This is a genomic window from Cognatundibacterium griseum, from assembly GCF_014284195.1.
GTDB lineage: Bacteria > Pseudomonadota > Gammaproteobacteria > Burkholderiales > Burkholderiaceae_D > Undibacterium > Undibacterium griseum.
This window is the reverse complement of sequence record NZ_JACOGC010000001.1, coordinates 488,245-505,074: the sequence shown is the minus strand read 5'-3', so window position 1 is coordinate 505,074 and position 16,830 is coordinate 488,245. Positions and strand designations below refer to the sequence as shown.

The window sequence follows — 16,830 nt, the reverse complement described above, 5'->3', positions numbered from 1 at the left end:
AGGATGCCTGCAAGCCAGATATACTCCCCCCCAGTATGTTTTCAATCCCTTTATTTATGTAGGCAACAGCTCATTTTTTTACGGATACTCCCCGATTTCTGATTCAAACCAGAAAAATCTCCGGTACCGGTGGTGAATAATCCGGATGCGATTGGCGGCATTTGCTTCATTGCAGCAAAAGCACGATCTCGCGTACACTCATGGGATGCGATCTGTGACCTCCCCCACTCTGCGTATCAGCCAGTCAAGTCCGGCGACAGTGACGATCTCCGGCGACTGGACCGTGCATGCGCTGACCGACGGACATTGCCTGCACAATCTGCATGCTGAGCTGCTCAGTTACCAGCAACACAGCGACCTGATCTGGGATTTATGCGGCGTCAATACGCTCGATCATACCGGCGCGCAGGTGCTGTGGCATGCCTGGCAATGCCGGCGTCCGGCACAGCTGCGGGTGCATGCAAACCATCAGGGCATTTTTGAACGGCTGGAACAGGTCAGCCAGCGTCCGCTGCCAAAGCCGCCGAAACAGCGGCTCAACAGCATCATGCAACTCGGCATGGTGATGCTGGGTTTCTTCAGTCATGCGCGCGACCTGCTGACCCTCCTGGGGCAGCTGATTTTTGATCTGGGCCGTTTCCTGCGCCATCCGGTGCGCGGCCCCTGGAAAGAACTCTCCGCCAATCTGTATCGCATGGGTGCGCAGGCGCTCGGCATCACGGCGCTGGTCGGCATCCTGATCGGCATCGTGCTGTCTTATCTGTCAGCGCAACAGCTGCGCACTTTTGGCGGCGACCTGTTCATCGTGAATATTCTCGGCATGAGCATCATCCGCGAACTGGGGCCGATGCTGGCGGCGATTCTGGTGGCCGGCCGTTCCGGTTCCGCCATCACGGCTCAGCTCGGCGTCATGCGGGTTACCGAAGAGCTCGACGCCATGCGGGTCATGGGCATTCCGCACGGCTTCCGGCTGATCATGCCGAAAGTGCTGGCGCTGGCAATTGCCATGCCCTTGCTGGTGATCTGGACCGATGTGATGGCACTGATCGGCGGCATGATTTCGGCACAAGCACTGCTCGGCATGACGCCGGAATTTTTCGTTTATAAATTACCGGAAGCGGTGCCGCTGCTGAATTACTGGATCGGCCTCGGCAAAGGTGTCACGTTTGGCATCCTGATTGCGCTGATCGCCTGCCACTTCGGCCTGCGTATCGAACCGAACACCGAAAGTCTCGGACGCGGCACCACCAGTTCGGTGGTGATTGCGATTACCGTCGTGATTATCGCGGACGCAGTGTTTGCCATTATTTTCAGCAAGGTGGGTTACTGATGGATGCGGATCATGTGATCGAAGTCGAAGATCTGCGCACCCAGTTTGGCCGCGCCGTGGTGCACGATCATCTGAACCTGAATGTCCGGCGCGGTGAAATCCTGTCCATCGTGGGTGGCTCCGGCACCGGAAAAACCGTGCTGATGCGACAGATGCTGGGGCTGGAAATACCGCGCCGCGGCACTATCCGGGTACTGGGCGAAGACCTACATGTGTCGCAGGCCGGGCATTTTGATGAATTGCGCAAGCGTTCCGGCATGCTGTTCCAGCACGGCGCGCTGTACTCGGCGCTGAGCGTGTTCGACAATATTGCCCAGCCGATGCGGGAATTGCGCAAACTGCCGCCAGCGCTGATCCGCGACCTGGTCTATCTGAAACTGCATATGGTCGGCATCGGCTTTGAGCACGCGCAGAAAATGCCGGCGGATTTATCCGGCGGCATGATCAAGCGTATTGCACTGGCACGCGCGCTGGCGCTCGACCCGGAACTGTTGTTTCTCGACGAACCGACCGCCGGGCTCGACCCCGACCGCTCCGACAGTTTTGTCGGACTGATCCAGTCGCTGCATCAGCAGCTGCGGCTCACGGTAGTCATGGTCACGCATGATCTGGACAGCCTGTTTGCGCTCTCCAGCCGGATCGCGGTGCTGGCTGAAAAAAAAGTGATCGTGGTCGGCACACCGCAGGAAGTGGTGCAGTACGATCATCCGTTCATACAACGCTTCTTCCTTGGCGGCCGCGGCCGGCGCGCCATGGAAGTTCTGTCCCCTGCTCCATATTGGGAAAATTAGGAAAGCCATGGAAAACCGTTCACACGCCCTGATCGCTGGCTTATTCACCCTTGCACTGATCGTGCTGACAACGCTGCTGGCAATCTGGCTGGGACGCGATAAAATCCAGCGCGTTCCTTATGAAATCGTGACCAAGTCCGCCGTTTCCGGTCTGAATCTGCAGGCGGCGGTGCGTTACAAAGGCATTAAGGTCGGCAATGTCACCGACATTGATTTTGATGCCAAAACACCCGGCCAGATCATCCTGCGGCTGGAAGTGCTGCCGGACACACCGGTGACCCGTTCCACCTTTGCCACGCTCGCGTATCAGGGTGTGACCGGCATTGCCTTTGTGCAGCTGGATGATGATCCGCAATCCACGCAGCCCTTGCTGCAGGCGCAGGCAGACAACGATGCGCCGCCGCGGATTCCGCTGCGTCCCGGCACACTGCAGAATCTGGAACAGCGCGGTCTGGCCATCCTGACCCAGACCGAAGAGCTGACCCGCCGCCTGAACAGTCTGCTGGACCCGCAAAACCAGAAAATCATCATCAGCAGCATTGATAACGTGAACAAGGCTGCGCTCGCATGGCAGGCAGTGCCGGCGCGGCTGGAACCGGGACTGGCGCAGTTGCCGGTCTTGATGAGCGAGACACAGCAGACCCTGCAGTCGGTGCATCACCTCTCCGACAATGCCGCACAACTGAGCCGCAGCCTGACACAACTGAGCGACCAGCTGCAAACTGCCGACGGTCCGGTCGCCCGCTTTAACACCGCGCTGGACCAGATCAACCGCGGCATCGTCAGCGATACGCTGCCGCGCATCCAGAGCCTGACCGGCGAGGCGCGCAGCAGCCTGCGCTCACTGAACCGTACTGCCGAGGCGCTCAACGAACGGCCACAAAGCCTGCTGTTCGGCTCTCCGGCAACACCGCCCGGCCCCGGCGAAGCCGGGTTTGCCGCGCCCAGTTCTGCGTCCCGTTCTGCGTCCCATTAACTGCGACTGCCCATCTCATGCACGCCACCTCCATGAATCCAGCACAGCGAGTAAGGAACACGACCATGTCACTCTCACACCTCGGCCACGGCGTCATTGCCTTTTTCTTCGGCGGCCTGCTGATGCTGCTCGGCGGCTGCGCCGGTACCGTCACAGCACCGAAACAGAGTTACGATTTCGGCGCATTTCAGCAGGCAGCCGTGCCGGATACCCGGCTGCAGGTGATTCTGGCGGAAATCCAGACCACACCGGCGCTCGACAGCAATGCCATGCTGTATCGCCTGAATTATGCCAACGGCCAGCAACTGCAGCCTTATGCGCAGGCACGCTGGAGCATGCCGCCAGCGCAACTGCTGGCGCAACGGCTGCGCCAGCAGTTTGCAGCACGCGGCAGTCTGCTCGGCAGTCCCGCAGATGGCGTGGATAACCTGCCGCTGCTGCATCTGGAACTCCAGGAGTTTTCCCAGATCTTCACCGCGCCGGAGCGCAGCCACGCGCAGCTCAGCCTGCATGCGGTGCTGGTAAAAAACCGCCGCATCATCGCGCAGGGCAATTTTGTGCGGCAGACGCCGTCGGCCACGCAGGATGCCGCCGGCGGCGCACAGGCAATGCAGCAGGCAGCCGACCGGCTCAGCACCGATTTGCTGGACTGGCTGAACAGCCAGCTGCATCCCTGAATCATGTTTATCTGAACAGTATTGAACCGTGATACCTGACACCAATCCGCCCTTGCGCAGCTCGCCATTCGCACGCAGCTGCCTGGTGGCTTATCTGATCCTGATCCTGTATGCCAGCTGGTATCCGTTCACCGGCTGGCAGGCCAATAATCTGTCCGCGCTGCCAGACGTGATCCGGCAATGGCCGCGATACTGGACCGGATTTGACGCCGGCATCAACGTCGTCGGCTATATTCCGTTCGGCATGCTGATCGTGCTGGCGCTGTATCCCCGTGTTCCGCGCTGGTGGGCAGCCTTGCTGGCCAGCGGATTCGGCGCGCTGGTGTCGGCCACTGCAGAACTGGTGCAGTATTTCTTGCCCAGCCGCGTCACCTCATTGCTGGATTTCCTGACCAACAGCGGCGGCGCGTTCATCGGCGCCTTGCTGGGTGCGGCACTGACCCCGCTGCTGCTGGAAAAAGGGCGGCTGCAATTACTGCGGCGGCAGTGGATAACACGGGAATCCAGCCGCGATCTGGTGATCCTCGGTCTGTGGCCGATGGCGCAACTGTATCCGCAGGCCTACCTGTTCGGACTGGGCCAAATTTTCCCGCTGGCCTCGCAGCACCTGAGCGACTGGTTCGACATGGATATCGACTTCAGCGCGATGCTGCTGCATGGTATCCAGCTGACTGCCGAAGAATATCTGCTGGCAGAAACCCTGATCACCGCCTGCGGCTGCACCGGCGCGGTGCTGATCGGGCTGAGCCTGCTGAACCGGCATGCGCCGAAATTCTGGCTGTCTGCGCTGCTGCTGAGTCTGGCATTGCTGGCCAAGGCGCTTGCCAGTGCGCTGCTGTTCAGGCCGGAATTTGCGTTTGCATGGCTGACGCCGGGCGCAGTCGCCGGCCTGCTGATTGCCATCCTGATGCTGTACGGCTTTTCGTTTGCACCGATGCATGTGCAAAAACGGCTGGCGTTCCTGATGCTGGCACTGTCGCTGATCGTGCTGAATCTGCTGCCGGACAATCCTTATTTCACAGTCACCATGCAGACCTGGATACAGGGGAAATTCCTCAATTTCAACGGCGCCGCGCAGTTTTTGTCGCTATGCTGGCCATTTCTGGGGATATGGGTGATTTTGCGCCAGCCGCGCCCCGGCTGACACAAGCGGGGAGCGACTTGCAGTATCATATCTGCCTTCCGTGATGCACCATCCGGCGCATCAGCGTAACAGCAGCAAAAGAAAGAATGCCTGACCATGACTGAACCTCTGTATTTTCAAAAGCATGTTTTTTTCTGCATGAACCAGCGCGACGATGGCCGCCCCTGCTGCATGGACCGTGGCGCGCAGGCAGCGCAGGAACACGCCAAGCGCCGCATCAAACAGCTCGACATGAACGGCCACGGTAAAATCCGCATCAACAAGGCAGGCTGCCTGGACCGCTGCGATGAAGGCCCGGTGCTGGTGGTCTATCCGCAAGGAACCTGGTACACCTTTGTCGATCAGAGCGATATCGATGAAATCATCGATGTTGACCTGATTGGCGGCGGCGTCGTGGAGCGTCTGAAATTACCGAATGCCTGAGCCGGCTTAACACCTGCCACCTGGTCCCGATCCCGATTTCCTGTCCGCATGAACGCTCAAACTGAACATTTTCTGATCACCGGCGCTGCCGGCGCGCTCGAATGCGCGCTCGATCTGCCCGACGGCGACAGCTTTGCCGCACCGCGAGGGCTGGCACTGGTCGCGCATCCGCATCCGCTGTATGGCGGCACCATGGATAACAAGGTGGCGCAAACACTGGCGCGCACTTTCACCGGCCTCGGCTATGCAGCGGTCCGCATGAATTTCCGCGGCGTCGGCCAGTCGGCCGGCACGCATGACGCCGGCATCGGTGAAACCGATGACATGGCAACGCTGCTGCGCCATATGCGCCAGCGCTTTCCCGGTCTGCCGCTGGCGCTGGCCGGCTTTTCATTTGGCACTTTCGTGCAGGCCAGGCTGCAGCAAAAACTGATGCAGGAAGGTGCGGCCGCGCAGCGCCTGGTGCTGGTCGGTGCAGCTGCAGGCAAGTGGGCCATGCCGGATATTCCGGCCAATACCATCCTGATTCACGGCGAGCTGGATGACACCATCCCGCTGTCTGCGGTGCTGGACTGGCTGCGGCCGCAGGATATTCCGGTGACCGTGATTCCGGGTGCCGATCATTTTTTCCATCGCCGCCTGCACCACATCAAGCAGCTCGTGACCGGTATGTGGGATGCATCCTGACACGCCATGTCAGGGTTGATGCAACCAGGTTGAATGTTGTCGTCTGACTGAGTATTTTCCGCTGTATTTTCTGTATTTTTTTGTCGTACTTTTTATCCTTAAGCCTCACCAATGAAAAAATTTCTCGCTTCGATTGCTGCATCACTGCTGACACTGTCGGCTGCTTTTGCACAGACTCTCCCGGCTCCGACAATCGCCGCCAAATCCTACCTGCTGCTGGACGCCACCAGCAATCAGGTGCTGGCGGCGCAGGAACCGGATCTCCGTATTGAACCGGCATCGCTGACCAAGATCATGACGGCGTATCTGGTCTTTGCTGCATTAAAGGAAAAGAAACTCGACTTAAACCAGAGCGTCAACGTGTCCACCCATGCCTGGAAAGTCGATTCCAGCAGCTCCAAGATGTTCATCGAGCCGAATAAGCCCGTCTCGATCAATGAGCTGCTGTACGGCCTGATCGTACAGTCCGGCAATGATGCCGCCGTCGCGCTGTCAGAAACAGTGGCGGGCAGCGAAGAAGCCTTTGTGGTGCAAATGAACCGCGAAGCGGAACGCATCGGCATGAAGAGCAGTCATTTCGCCAATCCGCACGGCCTGCCCAGCCCGGAAAACTATGCCACCGCCCGCGACTTGTCGCTGCTGGCAGCGCGTCTGATCGCGGATTTTCCGGATTATTACAAAACCTATTACAGCACCAAGAGCTTCACCTACAACAAAATCACCCAGCCTAACCGCAACCGGCTGCTGTGGCTGGACCCGACCGTTGACGGCATGAAAACCGGCCACACCGAAGCTGCCGGCTATTGCCTGGTGTCGACGGCCAACCGTCCGAACGGCTCCGGCAGCCGCCGCCTGATTTCTGTCATCACTGGCACCGCCAGCGACCAGATCCGCGCCCAGGAAAGTCTGAAACTGCTGAACTGGGGTTTCCTGAATTTCGACACCGTGAAGCTGTATGACAAAGGCCAGGCCGTGGCAACGCCAGAAGTCTGGAAAGGCACGCAGCCGCAAATCAAAATCGGCTTTGACCGCGATCTGTATGTAACCCTGCCAAAAGGCAGCGCCGCCAAACTGAAACCGGCGCTGGAACGCAAAGACCCGCTGGTAGCGCCGATTGCGCAGAACAGCAAGGTCGGCAGCATGAAGATGATGCTCGATGGCAAACCGGTCGCCGAATTCCCGGTACTGGCACTGGAAAAAGTCGATCAGGCCAGCATCTTTGGCCGCGCATGGGATTCGATCCGCCTGCTGCTGAAGTAATTTCCACTGGCGCTATTGCCACCCGGATGCTCAGCATCCGTGCAAGCCGCATTGCTGCTATCAATGAAGTGGCAATGCGGCTTTTTCATGCCTGCCGGCAACGTGTATGGATAACCCGCGGACATCTTTGTATGCGATATTTGCATAAGGCATGTCCCGGATTTATGTGAGAATGCCTCCTTCTCATCCCACTTCCTGTGCAATCATGAACGAACCTCTCGTCTACCTGAATGGCGCGATGACGCCGCTTTCCGAAGCCAAGATTTCCGTGCTCGACCGCGGTTTTATTTTTGGCGACGGCATCTATGAAGTCATTCCGGTCTATGGCCGCAAAATGTTCCGCGCCGATCAGCATCTGGCGCGCCTGTTCCGCAGTCTGGCAGCCATTGGTATTCCCAATCCGCATAGCAAGGAAGAATGGCTGGCGCTGATCCGGCAGGTGATGGATGCCCACGAATCCGATGACCAGATGGTCTATCTGCAGATCACACGCGGTGTAGCGAAACGCGCGCATGCGTTTCCGAAAGAGGTGACGCCGACGGTGTTCGTCATGACCAATCCTATCGTGCTGCCGGCGGCTGCGGCGCGTGAGCATGGCGTGGCCTGCGTGTCGATGGAAGACCGACGCTGGCTGCATTGCGAGATCAAATCGATTTCCCTGCTGGGCAATGTGCTGGCTGCGCAGAATGCCGCCGAGCATGGCGTGGCTGAAAGCATCCAGTTCCGCGACGGCTACCTGAGCGAAGCGTCGGCGTCGAATGTCTGGATCGTCAAAAACGGTATGCTGATGGGGCCGCCGAAAAACCACCTGATTCTGGAAGGCATCCGCTACGCGCTGCTCGAAGAACTGTGCGCTGCCACCGGGATTCCGTTTGAAAGCCGCCGCATCACCCGCGAAGAAGTGTTCGCCGCCGACGAGGTGATGCTGTCGTCTGCCACCAAAGAAGTGCTTGCGGTCGTCAAGCTCGACGAGCACACTATTGGAAATGGCGTGCCTGGCCCCATATACCAAAAATTGTATGCGGCTTATCAATTAGCCAAAGCAGCCTGACTGCGGTATTGCCCTGATTTTGCTTCCCTCTTTCTGGGCAGACGGGCAGACCCGGCTGTCCACGAAAGAAATGGAAACAAGATGGAAATGAAACCTATCCCCCCCGAAGAAAGCCTGATCGAATATCCGGGCGAATTCCCGATCAAGGTCATGGGGGCAATGCATGCCGAATTTGCCCAGACGATTATCGAAGTGGTCACGCTGCATGACCCGACCTTCCATGCCGGAAAGATGGACATGCGTCCGTCCAGCAAAGGCACCTACCTCTCGCTGACCGTCACTGTCTGGGCAACCAGCCGTGAGCAGCTCGACAACCTGTACCGTGAATTATCCGGTCACCCGATGGTCAAGGTCGTCCTGTAAATCTGCACCAACTGTCCTCAGCCGCCGCGCCGCTGTCCTGCCGCGCGGCGTTTTTTGTTATCGGGATTGTCGGAATTGTCAGTATAAGCAGCCGCATACGCGCCCCGCTCACCGCCCAGCCCCCCCATAAAAGGAGGCCGGCCGGGTCAAAGCCCGTAATATACTCCCCTCCAGTATATAAAAACACCCAGTGTTTTCAATGAGGACAGGGGCATTTTCCTTAAACAGCAGGGGAGTATCCGATATCTTCCACCTGTTTTGCCTGCGCCACCTCAGCCAGCAGCCATTCCCGGAAAGCGCGCACCTGCGGTTTGTCCAGCGCCAGCGCCGGATACACCAGATAGTAGGAAACCGGGCTGGGAATCGTGATATCGAACAGCCGTCGCAACAGCCCGGCGCGGATGTCTGACTGCACAATCGCATGGCGTGCCAGCGCAATCCCCTGCCCGTCCACCGCCGCACGCGCCAGCATCGAGGAATCCTGAAAAATCAGCCCGCCGCTCGGCTCCTCTGCATCCAGCCCCGCCGCCCGGAACCAGGGTTCCCACGGTTCCTCGTCACAGCGCAGCAGATGTCCGCGCGCCAGTTCCTGCGGCGTTTCGGGAATCTTGTCCAGACTGTAATGCGGACTGATGACCGGGTAATACCAGTCGCCCATCAGCAACTCGCTGACCAGCCCCGGATAATTACCCAGGCCGAAACGAATGCCGATATCCACCTGTTCCCGCCCGAAATCGCTCAGCGAAGAACTCGACTGCAGGCTGACCTCCAGATCGGGATAATGCTCAATAAACCGCCCCAGCCGCGGTGACAGCCAGCGTGCGGCAAATGACGGCAAAGAAGTAATCCCGAGCCGCTGATGACGGTGCCGGTTTTGCAGCAGTTCCGCCGCCTCGGCCAGCGTTTGCAGCGCCTGCCGTATCGTTGCCGCAAACTGCTCGCCATCCGGCGTGATCGCAATCCGCTTGCCGTGCCGCACAAACAGCGCCACCCCCAGCTCCTGCTCCAGCGCGCGCACCTGATGGCTGACCGCGCCATGCGTGAGATGAATCTCCTCCGCGGCTTTGGAGAAATTCTGATGCCGGGCGGCGGCCTCGAAAGCGCGCAAAGCGGCCAGATTGGGAAGTTTCCGGAAATCCATTTACGTGATAACTGATATGTCCAGCGCAAATATTACTGTGAATTTTATTAGCAAGCAAAGCAAAAATTTCTCGTTTTGTTTCTGCTTTGATAGCGCCTAAAATACACTCATTGAAAAATCAACGAAGATTTTCCCTTAAAAATCAAGGATAAATCATTTATGTTGATTTAATTACCTGAAAGCAAGGAGTCTGGAAATGACAAATAATTTCACAAACCAATCACTCTCTCTGCACGCTGGGGAAACTGTATCCGGCATTTCTGAGCAAGCACGCCAGATTCGCCTCAGCCGTGGCCGCGTCTGGCTCACCATCGCCGGTGTCGATGCAGATTTCTGGCTGCATGCCGGCGAAACCATGACCATTCCGGCGCACCGCCTGATCGTGCTGGAAGCCGATCAGCAAGACAGCCAGCTCGAATTTTGCAGCGCCAGAAATACAGTGAACACAGCGGCAAGCTCCGGTATCTTGTCTTACATGCAAAAACTGACGCAGAAGTTCACCCAGGCCTGGGCCTGATTGTCCGGTTCGCAGCTTCTGAGCGGACTGCCGGCCCTGCCAGGGGTCAGCCATCCGCCCGGATGCCTGCCCGACACCACTCTCCTGCCGCATTCAGCAAGCCAGGGTAATCAAGGCAGCCTACGCAACACAGTCCCGCACACAAACCGCATTTCCCGGCGCTGCAAGAATTACGGCCTGTTCCGGTGCAAAATGTTACACTAGCACCTTATGCAAGCAGCTCCCACATCCTCTGCCACTCCCAGAATCCTGCATCGCGGCACTGAAGCTTATCAGGTCACTTTCGATGCCATGCGCGCCTTTACCGACGCCAGAGATGCCGACACGCCAAACGAATTCTGGATTGTCGAACATCCGCCGGTGTTTACCCTCGGCCTCGGCGCCGACCGCTCGCACGTGCTGGCGCCGCATGATGTGCCGGTGGTGCAGACCGACCGCGGCGGTGAAGTCACCTACCACGGTCCCGGTCAGGCGGTGATTTACCTCATGATGGACTTGCGCCGCAGCCATCCGAAAGCACGCTTGTTCGCGCGCGAATTCGTGCATCAGATCGAACAGGCCGTCATCAACACGCTGGCCGCCAGCGGCATCGCCGGTGAACGCAAAACCGGCGCGCCGGGCATCTACCTCAGCCACGGCCCGCACCAGGGCGCCAAGATCGCCGCGCTCGGCCTCAAGGTCCGTGGTAACGGCTGCACCTACCACGGCGTGTCGCTGAATGTGCATATGGATCTGGCGCCGTTTTCATGGATCAACCCCTGCGGCTATGCCGGTCTTGCCACCGTCGACATGAAAACCGTGGGCGTCGATGCCGCACTTGCCGACGTGCAGGCGACCCTCGCCAGAAATTTGCAAGACCTGTTATCCGTTTCCACCGAAACGCCCTGATTTTTCGATACGCTTCGTACCATGACAACCGAAAATACACCTGCCTCCCCAGACCTGAACCAGAATACCGCGTCAGCCGCTTACGATCCGACCGAAAAACAGAAGGGTGCCAGCAAGACTGCGCGCATCCCGATCAAAATCGTGCCGATGGAGCGCCTGCCCAAGCCGGACTGGATCCGCGTCAAAGCCGGTTCGCCGACCACCCGCTTCTACGAAATCAAAGACATCCTGCGTGCCAACAAGCTGGTCACCGTCTGCGAAGAAGCCTCCTGCCCGAATATCGGCGAATGCTTTGGCAAAGGCACCGCGACCTTCATGATCATGGGCGACAAATGCACCCGCCGCTGCCCGTTCTGCGACGTCGGCCACGGCCGCCCTGATCCGCTGGACGTGAACGAACCGCTGAATCTGGCAAAAACCGTCGCCGACCTGAAACTCAGCTATGTCGTCATCACCTCGGTCGACCGCGACGACCTGCGCGACGGCGGGGCAGCGCACTTTGCCGAATGCATCACCAAAATCCGCGAACTGTCGCCGCTGACCCGCATCGAAATTCTGACCCCGGATTTCCGCGGCCGCATGGACCGCGCACTCGAAATCCTCAACATGGCACCGCCGGATGTCATGAACCACAATCTCGAAACCGCGCCGCGCCTGTACAAGGAAGCCCGCCCCGGTTCTGATTACGAATATTCGCTGAATCTGCTCAAACGCTTCAAAGAACAACATCCCGGCGTCCCAACCAAATCCGGCATCATGGTCGGACTCGGCGAAACCGACGAAGAAGTGCTGCAAGTCATGCGCGACATGCGCGCCCACAATGTCGACATGCTGACCATCGGCCAGTACCTCGCACCCAGCGGCCATCACCTGCCGGTGCGCCGTTACGTGCATCCCGACGTATTCAAAATGTACGAAGAAGAAGCCTACAAAATGGGCTTCGCCCACGCCGCTGTCGGCGCAATGGTACGATCGTCATACCATGCAGATCAACAGGCACACGGGGTAGGAACGGATGTGAACCACCAGTGAGTGGTGAGACAAATCAGCTACTGACGAGACAATTCAATTAAGCGTTTCAGTCAATGGTTCACGACATATCTGTATGTCATACGCACCTGCCGGCAGTGTTATGTCCCCAAAGGATGAACATTGCCGGCGTATCGACGGGTTCTGGTAAACCATCTTTACGAACCACAGAACACGCACCGGATATAAACGTTTATCCCCGTTCATCTTTCCCGGATTCAGGTCTATCGTTTTCTCGCGGTCCTGAAGTGTCATTTTCTGTATTGCGCTTTCATCAATAGCAAACTATTTGGCAATACTCACCAGCCAGCGGCGGACTACTTTCTCATCACGCGCATTGACATCGGTCAAGAGTGCGTTTTCGACTGACTGCACAGCCAATTTACAGCGCGACAGCACAGCCGTACCGGCTTTTGTGATGTGGATGACTTGAATCCTGCCATGCAGTTTGTGCGGTTCTCTTGACACGATTCCCGCACGCTCCAGATTGGCGACGATGACACTCATTGTCTGCGGTGTCAGCAGTGATAAGCGCGCCAATTCCGCACCAGAAGCTGTTGGATATGCAGCAAGCATGGTGAGTACGGAAAACTGGGGGAGTGTCAGCCCCGACTCTCGCAGCGCCTGTTCCATTCTGATGCGATAGGCTGCATAAGCCTGCCGCAGCAGATAACCAATATGTCCGTTCTCGCCGCGCTTACCTTCCCCGATTGCCGGAATGGGCGTGCTGTTCATAGTTGAATTTTGCATAGTGTAAGAATTCGATTATTATTATTCGAATTCTTATATTATCGTTTAGGACTGACCATGACAACATCGCGTTTATCAGATCAACGAGTCGACTGGACAAGTTTTGTGAAAACGGCACCCGGCGTGGTGGAAGCATTAAGCCTGCTGGGTAAAACAATCGATGACTCCGGGCTGGAAAAACAACTGACTGAACTGATGAAATTGCGGGCGTCGCAATTGAACGGTTGCGCATTCTGTCTGCAGTATCATTTAAACGTGGCAAGAAAACTCGGCATAGAAAAAGCCAAAATAGATCTGGTTGCAGCATGGCGTGATGCGGGTATTTTCTCTCCCCGTGAACGTGCCGCACTGGCATGGACAGAAGCCCTGACTTTGATGGCGCAACATCCTGTTCCGGAATCGGTTTATGCAGAACTGCAAGCGATGTTTTCGGCAACGGAAGTCACATTCCTGACCGTGACCGTGGGTGCGATCAACGCCTGGAACCGTATCGCTGGCGCTTTAAAATTTCCGCCGCCCATTGAATAAGTCCATACGGCCCAATCAGGAGGGTGCATGAATACCAGCAGTCAATTCGTCGATTACGTGCGGGAGCTTCTTGCACCATTAGCGCCGTTCACGGATGGAAAATTTTTCGGCGGCCACGCCATGAAGTACCAGGGTATTCAGTTCGCCATGATCATGGGAAATACCTTGTACTTTCGCGTCAACGCCGACACCCGGCCTGACTATGAAAGATGTGGTTGTCAGCCGTTTTCATACAGCACAAAAAAGGGACTTGTCGAGGTCAGGAAATTCTATTCTTTGCCAGAGGAACTGTTTGAGCAGCCCGAAGAATTGCTGGTCTGGGCCAGGCGGGCCATCCTCGCCTCAGAAGACCGATAAAGAAAATATGCGTCTTTACTCGGTCGTACTGGGGCTCCAGAATGCCTGCTTCACGGCAGGCTGGTCGGCCATGCGGCTCAGGATGGCATCCAGTTCGTCGGAATTCACCGAGGTGGACATCAGCGTGGCTTCGATTTCAATATCGTCACTGCCGAATGCATGGACTTCCAGATCGCGGATCGGGTAGTTCGCCAGCTCCAGCTCTCTGGACAAATGCGCCAGCACCAGTTTCTGATGCGGTTTGGCCGCGATGATATACACCGTGTTGGTGACTTCCACTTCATCGCCCTCAATCGGCTGCCGGTTGATGCGGTTCACGATGGGTCGCAGCAGCGTATTGGCTGCCAGTACAAACAAGGTCGCAGCGATGGCTTCCAGAATCAGGTCGGCCCCGGCGGCCGCGCCGACTGCGGCTGAGCCCCACAGGGTTGCCGCCGTGTTCAGTCCGCGCACATTGCCGTCTTCACGCATGATGGCACCGGCGCCAAGAAAACCGATGCCGGATACCACATAGGCGATCACATGCACGGCACCGGCGTGGCCTTCCAGCCGGTTTGCCATATCGACGAATACCGCCGCGCCCACAGCCACCAGCACATTGGTTCTCAGACCAGCCGTCCGCTGCCGGTATTGCCGTTCGTAACCGATGACACCGCCCAGCGTGAAGGCGGTAATCAGGCTCAGCAAGGTGTCCAGAAATGAACTCAGGTTGATATTTTGTATGGCTTCCATCTTGCCCCGTCAGAAAAGTCACTATTCATGTTTTCAGAATGATAAACAATTTTTGCCTGCGCTTCAGAAAAACTGCTGATCCGGCGGCAGCGCAACAGGTGACTGTTCAGGGGCGGTACGGTTTTATCCTGCGAGGAATTGCCGGTCCAGATCAATCGGCAGATGCGACAGCACTTCCAGTGTCTGATCCGTGAGCACGGTGTCCGGCTGACGGCTGGCCAGCGCCGCATCCCGCGCAGCCAGCAACAGCCTGATCTGAGGCAGGCAGAGCCGGATCAGGTTTGTCAGCATGCGTTCAATGTCAGGGTGGCCGGTGTTGAGCTGTATCCGTGCCAGCAATTGTTCGGTCAGGGCGGCATTCAGCATCAGGTCGCCGGTGACCCAGCTGTTCACCGTAAACAGGCTGACCGGCACACCTTTCGCATCCAGACCGATACTCAGCAAATGCCGGGTTTGCACCGTCCGCTGCGGTTGCCCGGTGAGCCTGGCAAATGCCTGTCCGGCATGAGAGTGCAACCGCCTGCTCCACAGAGGCCGGCGGGCAAACAGGTGAAAGTGTCCGTGCTCAGCGCTGCCAGGCCGGTCTTCGGGAGAGTGCGAGTGATAAAACCACTGATAGCCGCTGCGCAGATCAATCGCATCCTCCTGCGGATAATGCTGCCACTGGCGGGGAGTCTGACCGGCGAGCAGGCGGTGCAACAGGTGCTCACCCCGCTCCGCCAGCCCGGCGTATGTCTCCAGAATACGCCGGACGGCAGCCGCTCCGGAGGTCTTGGCCGGCGCTGCCGGCCTGCGTCCGGACGATGCGCTCATCAGTGTTTTGGAGCGCACTTAGGTGCACACTTAGGCGCACACTTAGGCGCGCATTTCGGGGCACATTTAGGAGCGCACTTCGGAGCACATTTTGCACCGCATTTGGCTTTGGCATGTTTTGCCGGGGCGCACTTGGCTGCACATTTCGGCGCGCATTTGCGCATGCCGGCTGGCTGGCATTTTGCCTGTGCGTCCGGCATGTCGCCTGCGGCTGCCGGGAGCGCCAGAGTTGCTGCAGTCAGTGCTGCCAGCGAAGCCATTTTCAAAGAAGATTTCATGTGTGTCTCCAGATCAGATTAAGAAAGTAAAGGTGCAGAGGTATAACCTGCCCAGCTAAGAGGAGGTGAATGGACAAAACGGTTCGCGGTTTCTCAATATTTTTTTTGAAGTCTCCGGCTTGCCGTACAGCATCACGCTGGCCGTTTGTCGTTTACTGCGGCGGACCGGAGGAATGCTGTATAAAAAAATTTAAAGAATATTTTTAAGAATGTATTTAAGAATATTTTTTAATTTTCGCGAACCGTTTTCATGCGAACCCGGCTCTTAGCAAAGGAGGATTGACCTCACACTGACAAAAAGGAGAACACCATGTTTTACACAAAGAATGTCCCGGGATGGGAACGTATATTACGCATCGTCATGGGTATCATGGGGCTGGCGTTTGCTGCAATGAACTGGAATACTTCTGCCATGATGACGGGCATTGGTATCATGGCGGCAATGCTGGCGGTCACCGGACTGATCGGCTTTTGCCCGATGTGCGCTATGGTGGGCCGCAAACTCGATAAGGGGAAATAAATCATGACCAGCGGGATCGACAGAACTGACCTGATTTTTGCGGCGCAGGCCGGTGATCCTGTTGCCATCAAACGCTTGCTGACAGTCTGCCAGGCCGATGCGCGGCGCTATGCCCGCCGCCATTGCCAGGCCAGCGATATTGACGATGCGGTGCAGGAATCGCTGCTGGTGATTTCACGCAAAGTATCGGGGTTGAAAGCGGCAGCGGCCTTTTCTTCCTGGCTGTTTACCGTGATCAAACGCGAATGCCGCAAGCTCGAACGCCTGATGCTGAGGCATGATCCGCTGGAAGACGACACAGCAGAACGCCAGCTCAGCTGCCGCACGGACGATGCCTTGCGGATTGATCTGGCGAATGCGCTGGAATCCTTGCCGGCACATTATCTGGAAGTGGTTTTACTGCGCGACTTTGAAGAACTGACGATCGCAGAAATCGCGGAACGGCTGGGTGAACAGCCCGGTGCGGTCAAGAGCCGCCTGCACCGCGCCCGCGAACTGGTGCGTGAATACCTGCTGGCACCGGAAACCGTGCCGACCGCGCCGTCCACGCACTGATATTTCTTCGCTGATTGCCT

General features: G+C 57.5%; 22 protein-coding genes. 18 read left to right on the top strand and 4 right to left on the bottom strand.

The window, feature by feature from the left end; genetic code table 11:
* Positions 1 to 205: 205 nt before the first annotated feature.
* From H8K27_RS02195 to H8K27_RS02150, 10 genes are all read left to right on the top strand, one after another.
* Positions 206 to 1,330: an MlaE family ABC transporter permease gene (locus tag H8K27_RS02195; protein WP_186861587.1), complete on the top strand. Its 1,125-nt coding sequence runs from the start codon at positions 206 to 208 to the stop codon at positions 1,328 to 1,330.
* A complete protein-coding gene (locus H8K27_RS02190) occupies positions 1,330 to 2,121 on the top strand; it encodes an ABC transporter ATP-binding protein (protein ID WP_186861586.1) in 792 nt (263 codons plus the stop codon). Before H8K27_RS02195 ends, H8K27_RS02190 begins: the two co-directional genes overlap by 1 nt.
* A gap of 7 nt (positions 2,122 to 2,128) precedes the next feature.
* A complete protein-coding gene (locus H8K27_RS02185) occupies positions 2,129 to 3,097 on the top strand; it encodes an MlaD family protein (protein WP_186861585.1) in 969 nt (322 codons plus the stop codon).
* 65 nt (positions 3,098 to 3,162) lie between these two features.
* Positions 3,163 to 3,774, top strand: coding sequence for an ABC-type transport auxiliary lipoprotein family protein (locus H8K27_RS02180; RefSeq protein ID WP_186861584.1), 612 nt, complete (start codon positions 3,163 to 3,165; stop codon positions 3,772 to 3,774).
* 28 nt (positions 3,775 to 3,802) lie between these two features.
* Complete coding sequence (locus H8K27_RS02175; protein ID WP_186861583.1) at positions 3,803 to 4,918, top strand: VanZ family protein; 1,116 nt, start codon at positions 3,803 to 3,805, stop codon at positions 4,916 to 4,918.
* 96 nt (positions 4,919 to 5,014) lie between these two features.
* A complete protein-coding gene (locus H8K27_RS02170; protein WP_176804657.1) occupies positions 5,015 to 5,341 on the top strand; it encodes a (2Fe-2S) ferredoxin domain-containing protein in 327 nt (108 codons plus the stop codon).
* Positions 5,342 to 5,389: 48 nt separating this feature from the next.
* Positions 5,390 to 6,028, top strand: coding sequence for an alpha/beta hydrolase (locus tag H8K27_RS02165; protein WP_186861582.1), 639 nt, complete (start codon positions 5,390 to 5,392; stop codon positions 6,026 to 6,028).
* A gap of 111 nt (positions 6,029 to 6,139) precedes the next feature.
* Positions 6,140 to 7,288: a D-alanyl-D-alanine carboxypeptidase family protein gene (locus H8K27_RS02160; RefSeq protein ID WP_186861581.1), complete on the top strand. Its 1,149-nt coding sequence runs from the start codon at positions 6,140 to 6,142 to the stop codon at positions 7,286 to 7,288.
* 205 nt (positions 7,289 to 7,493) lie between these two features.
* On the top strand, positions 7,494 to 8,339 hold the full coding sequence (locus H8K27_RS02155; protein WP_186861580.1) for a D-amino acid aminotransferase: 846 nt from the start codon (positions 7,494 to 7,496) through the stop codon (positions 8,337 to 8,339).
* An 81-nt stretch (positions 8,340 to 8,420) separates the two neighbouring features.
* Positions 8,421 to 8,702, top strand: coding sequence for an HP0495 family protein (locus H8K27_RS02150; RefSeq protein ID WP_186861579.1), 282 nt, complete (start codon positions 8,421 to 8,423; stop codon positions 8,700 to 8,702).
* A gap of 220 nt (positions 8,703 to 8,922) precedes the next feature.
* Here the strand turns inward: H8K27_RS02150 and gcvA are convergent, their stop codons facing one another.
* Positions 8,923 to 9,843 (bottom strand): transcriptional regulator GcvA, encoded by a 921-nt coding sequence (gene gcvA, locus H8K27_RS02145; RefSeq protein ID WP_186861578.1) that lies wholly within the window; start codon positions 9,841 to 9,843, stop codon positions 8,923 to 8,925.
* 196 nt (positions 9,844 to 10,039) lie between these two features.
* Here gcvA and H8K27_RS02140 point away from each other — a divergent pair, with 196 nt between their 5' ends.
* The 3 genes from H8K27_RS02140 to lipA all read left to right on the top strand — a co-directional run bounded on the left by H8K27_RS02140 (position 10,040) and on the right by lipA (position 12,280).
* Complete coding sequence (locus H8K27_RS02140) at positions 10,040 to 10,360, top strand: DUF2917 domain-containing protein (RefSeq protein ID WP_186861577.1); 321 nt, start codon at positions 10,040 to 10,042, stop codon at positions 10,358 to 10,360.
* 210 nt (positions 10,361 to 10,570) lie between these two features.
* Positions 10,571 to 11,248, top strand: coding sequence for a lipoyl(octanoyl) transferase LipB (lipB, locus tag H8K27_RS02135; protein ID WP_186861576.1), 678 nt, complete (start codon positions 10,571 to 10,573; stop codon positions 11,246 to 11,248).
* Between the two features lie 21 nt (positions 11,249 to 11,269).
* Positions 11,270 to 12,280: a lipoyl synthase gene (gene lipA, locus H8K27_RS02130; RefSeq protein WP_186861575.1), complete on the top strand. Its 1,011-nt coding sequence runs from the start codon at positions 11,270 to 11,272 to the stop codon at positions 12,278 to 12,280.
* A 282-nt stretch (positions 12,281 to 12,562) separates the two neighbouring features.
* Here the strand turns inward: lipA and H8K27_RS02125 are convergent, their stop codons facing one another.
* Complete coding sequence (locus tag H8K27_RS02125; protein ID WP_230418821.1) at positions 12,563 to 13,012, bottom strand: MarR family winged helix-turn-helix transcriptional regulator; 450 nt, start codon at positions 13,010 to 13,012, stop codon at positions 12,563 to 12,565.
* Between the two features lie 72 nt (positions 13,013 to 13,084).
* Here H8K27_RS02125 and H8K27_RS02120 point away from each other — a divergent pair, with 72 nt between their 5' ends.
* Positions 13,085 to 13,555 (top strand): carboxymuconolactone decarboxylase family protein, encoded by a 471-nt coding sequence (locus H8K27_RS02120; protein WP_186861573.1) that lies wholly within the window; start codon positions 13,085 to 13,087, stop codon positions 13,553 to 13,555.
* Positions 13,556 to 13,582: 27 nt separating this feature from the next.
* Positions 13,583 to 13,912: a TfoX/Sxy family protein gene (locus tag H8K27_RS02115; RefSeq protein ID WP_186861572.1), complete on the top strand. Its 330-nt coding sequence runs from the start codon at positions 13,583 to 13,585 to the stop codon at positions 13,910 to 13,912.
* Between the two features lie 15 nt (positions 13,913 to 13,927).
* Here the strand turns inward: H8K27_RS02115 and H8K27_RS02110 are convergent, their stop codons facing one another.
* Together H8K27_RS02110 and H8K27_RS02105 are read right to left on the bottom strand one after the other, a co-directional pair.
* Positions 13,928 to 14,644 (bottom strand): MgtC/SapB family protein, encoded by a 717-nt coding sequence (locus H8K27_RS02110; protein WP_186861571.1) that lies wholly within the window; start codon positions 14,642 to 14,644, stop codon positions 13,928 to 13,930.
* A gap of 123 nt (positions 14,645 to 14,767) precedes the next feature.
* Positions 14,768 to 15,457: a DUF6969 family protein gene (locus H8K27_RS02105; RefSeq protein WP_222610567.1), complete on the bottom strand. Its 690-nt coding sequence runs from the start codon at positions 15,455 to 15,457 to the stop codon at positions 14,768 to 14,770.
* Between the two features lie 132 nt (positions 15,458 to 15,589).
* Between H8K27_RS02105 and H8K27_RS02100 the strand changes: the two genes are divergently transcribed.
* From H8K27_RS02100 to H8K27_RS02090, 3 genes are all read left to right on the top strand, one after another.
* Positions 15,590 to 15,757 carry a hypothetical protein gene (locus H8K27_RS02100; RefSeq protein ID WP_186861570.1) on the top strand — a complete coding sequence of 56 codons (168 nt, stop codon included), beginning with the start codon at positions 15,590 to 15,592 and terminating at the stop codon, positions 15,755 to 15,757.
* A gap of 288 nt (positions 15,758 to 16,045) precedes the next feature.
* Entirely contained in the window at positions 16,046 to 16,255 is a 210-nt protein-coding gene (locus tag H8K27_RS02095) for a YgaP family membrane protein (RefSeq protein ID WP_186861569.1), read from the top strand.
* A gap of 3 nt (positions 16,256 to 16,258) precedes the next feature.
* Positions 16,259 to 16,810 carry an RNA polymerase sigma factor gene (locus H8K27_RS02090; RefSeq protein ID WP_186861568.1) on the top strand — a complete coding sequence of 184 codons (552 nt, stop codon included), beginning with the start codon at positions 16,259 to 16,261 and terminating at the stop codon, positions 16,808 to 16,810.
* Positions 16,811 to 16,830 lie beyond the last annotated feature (20 nt).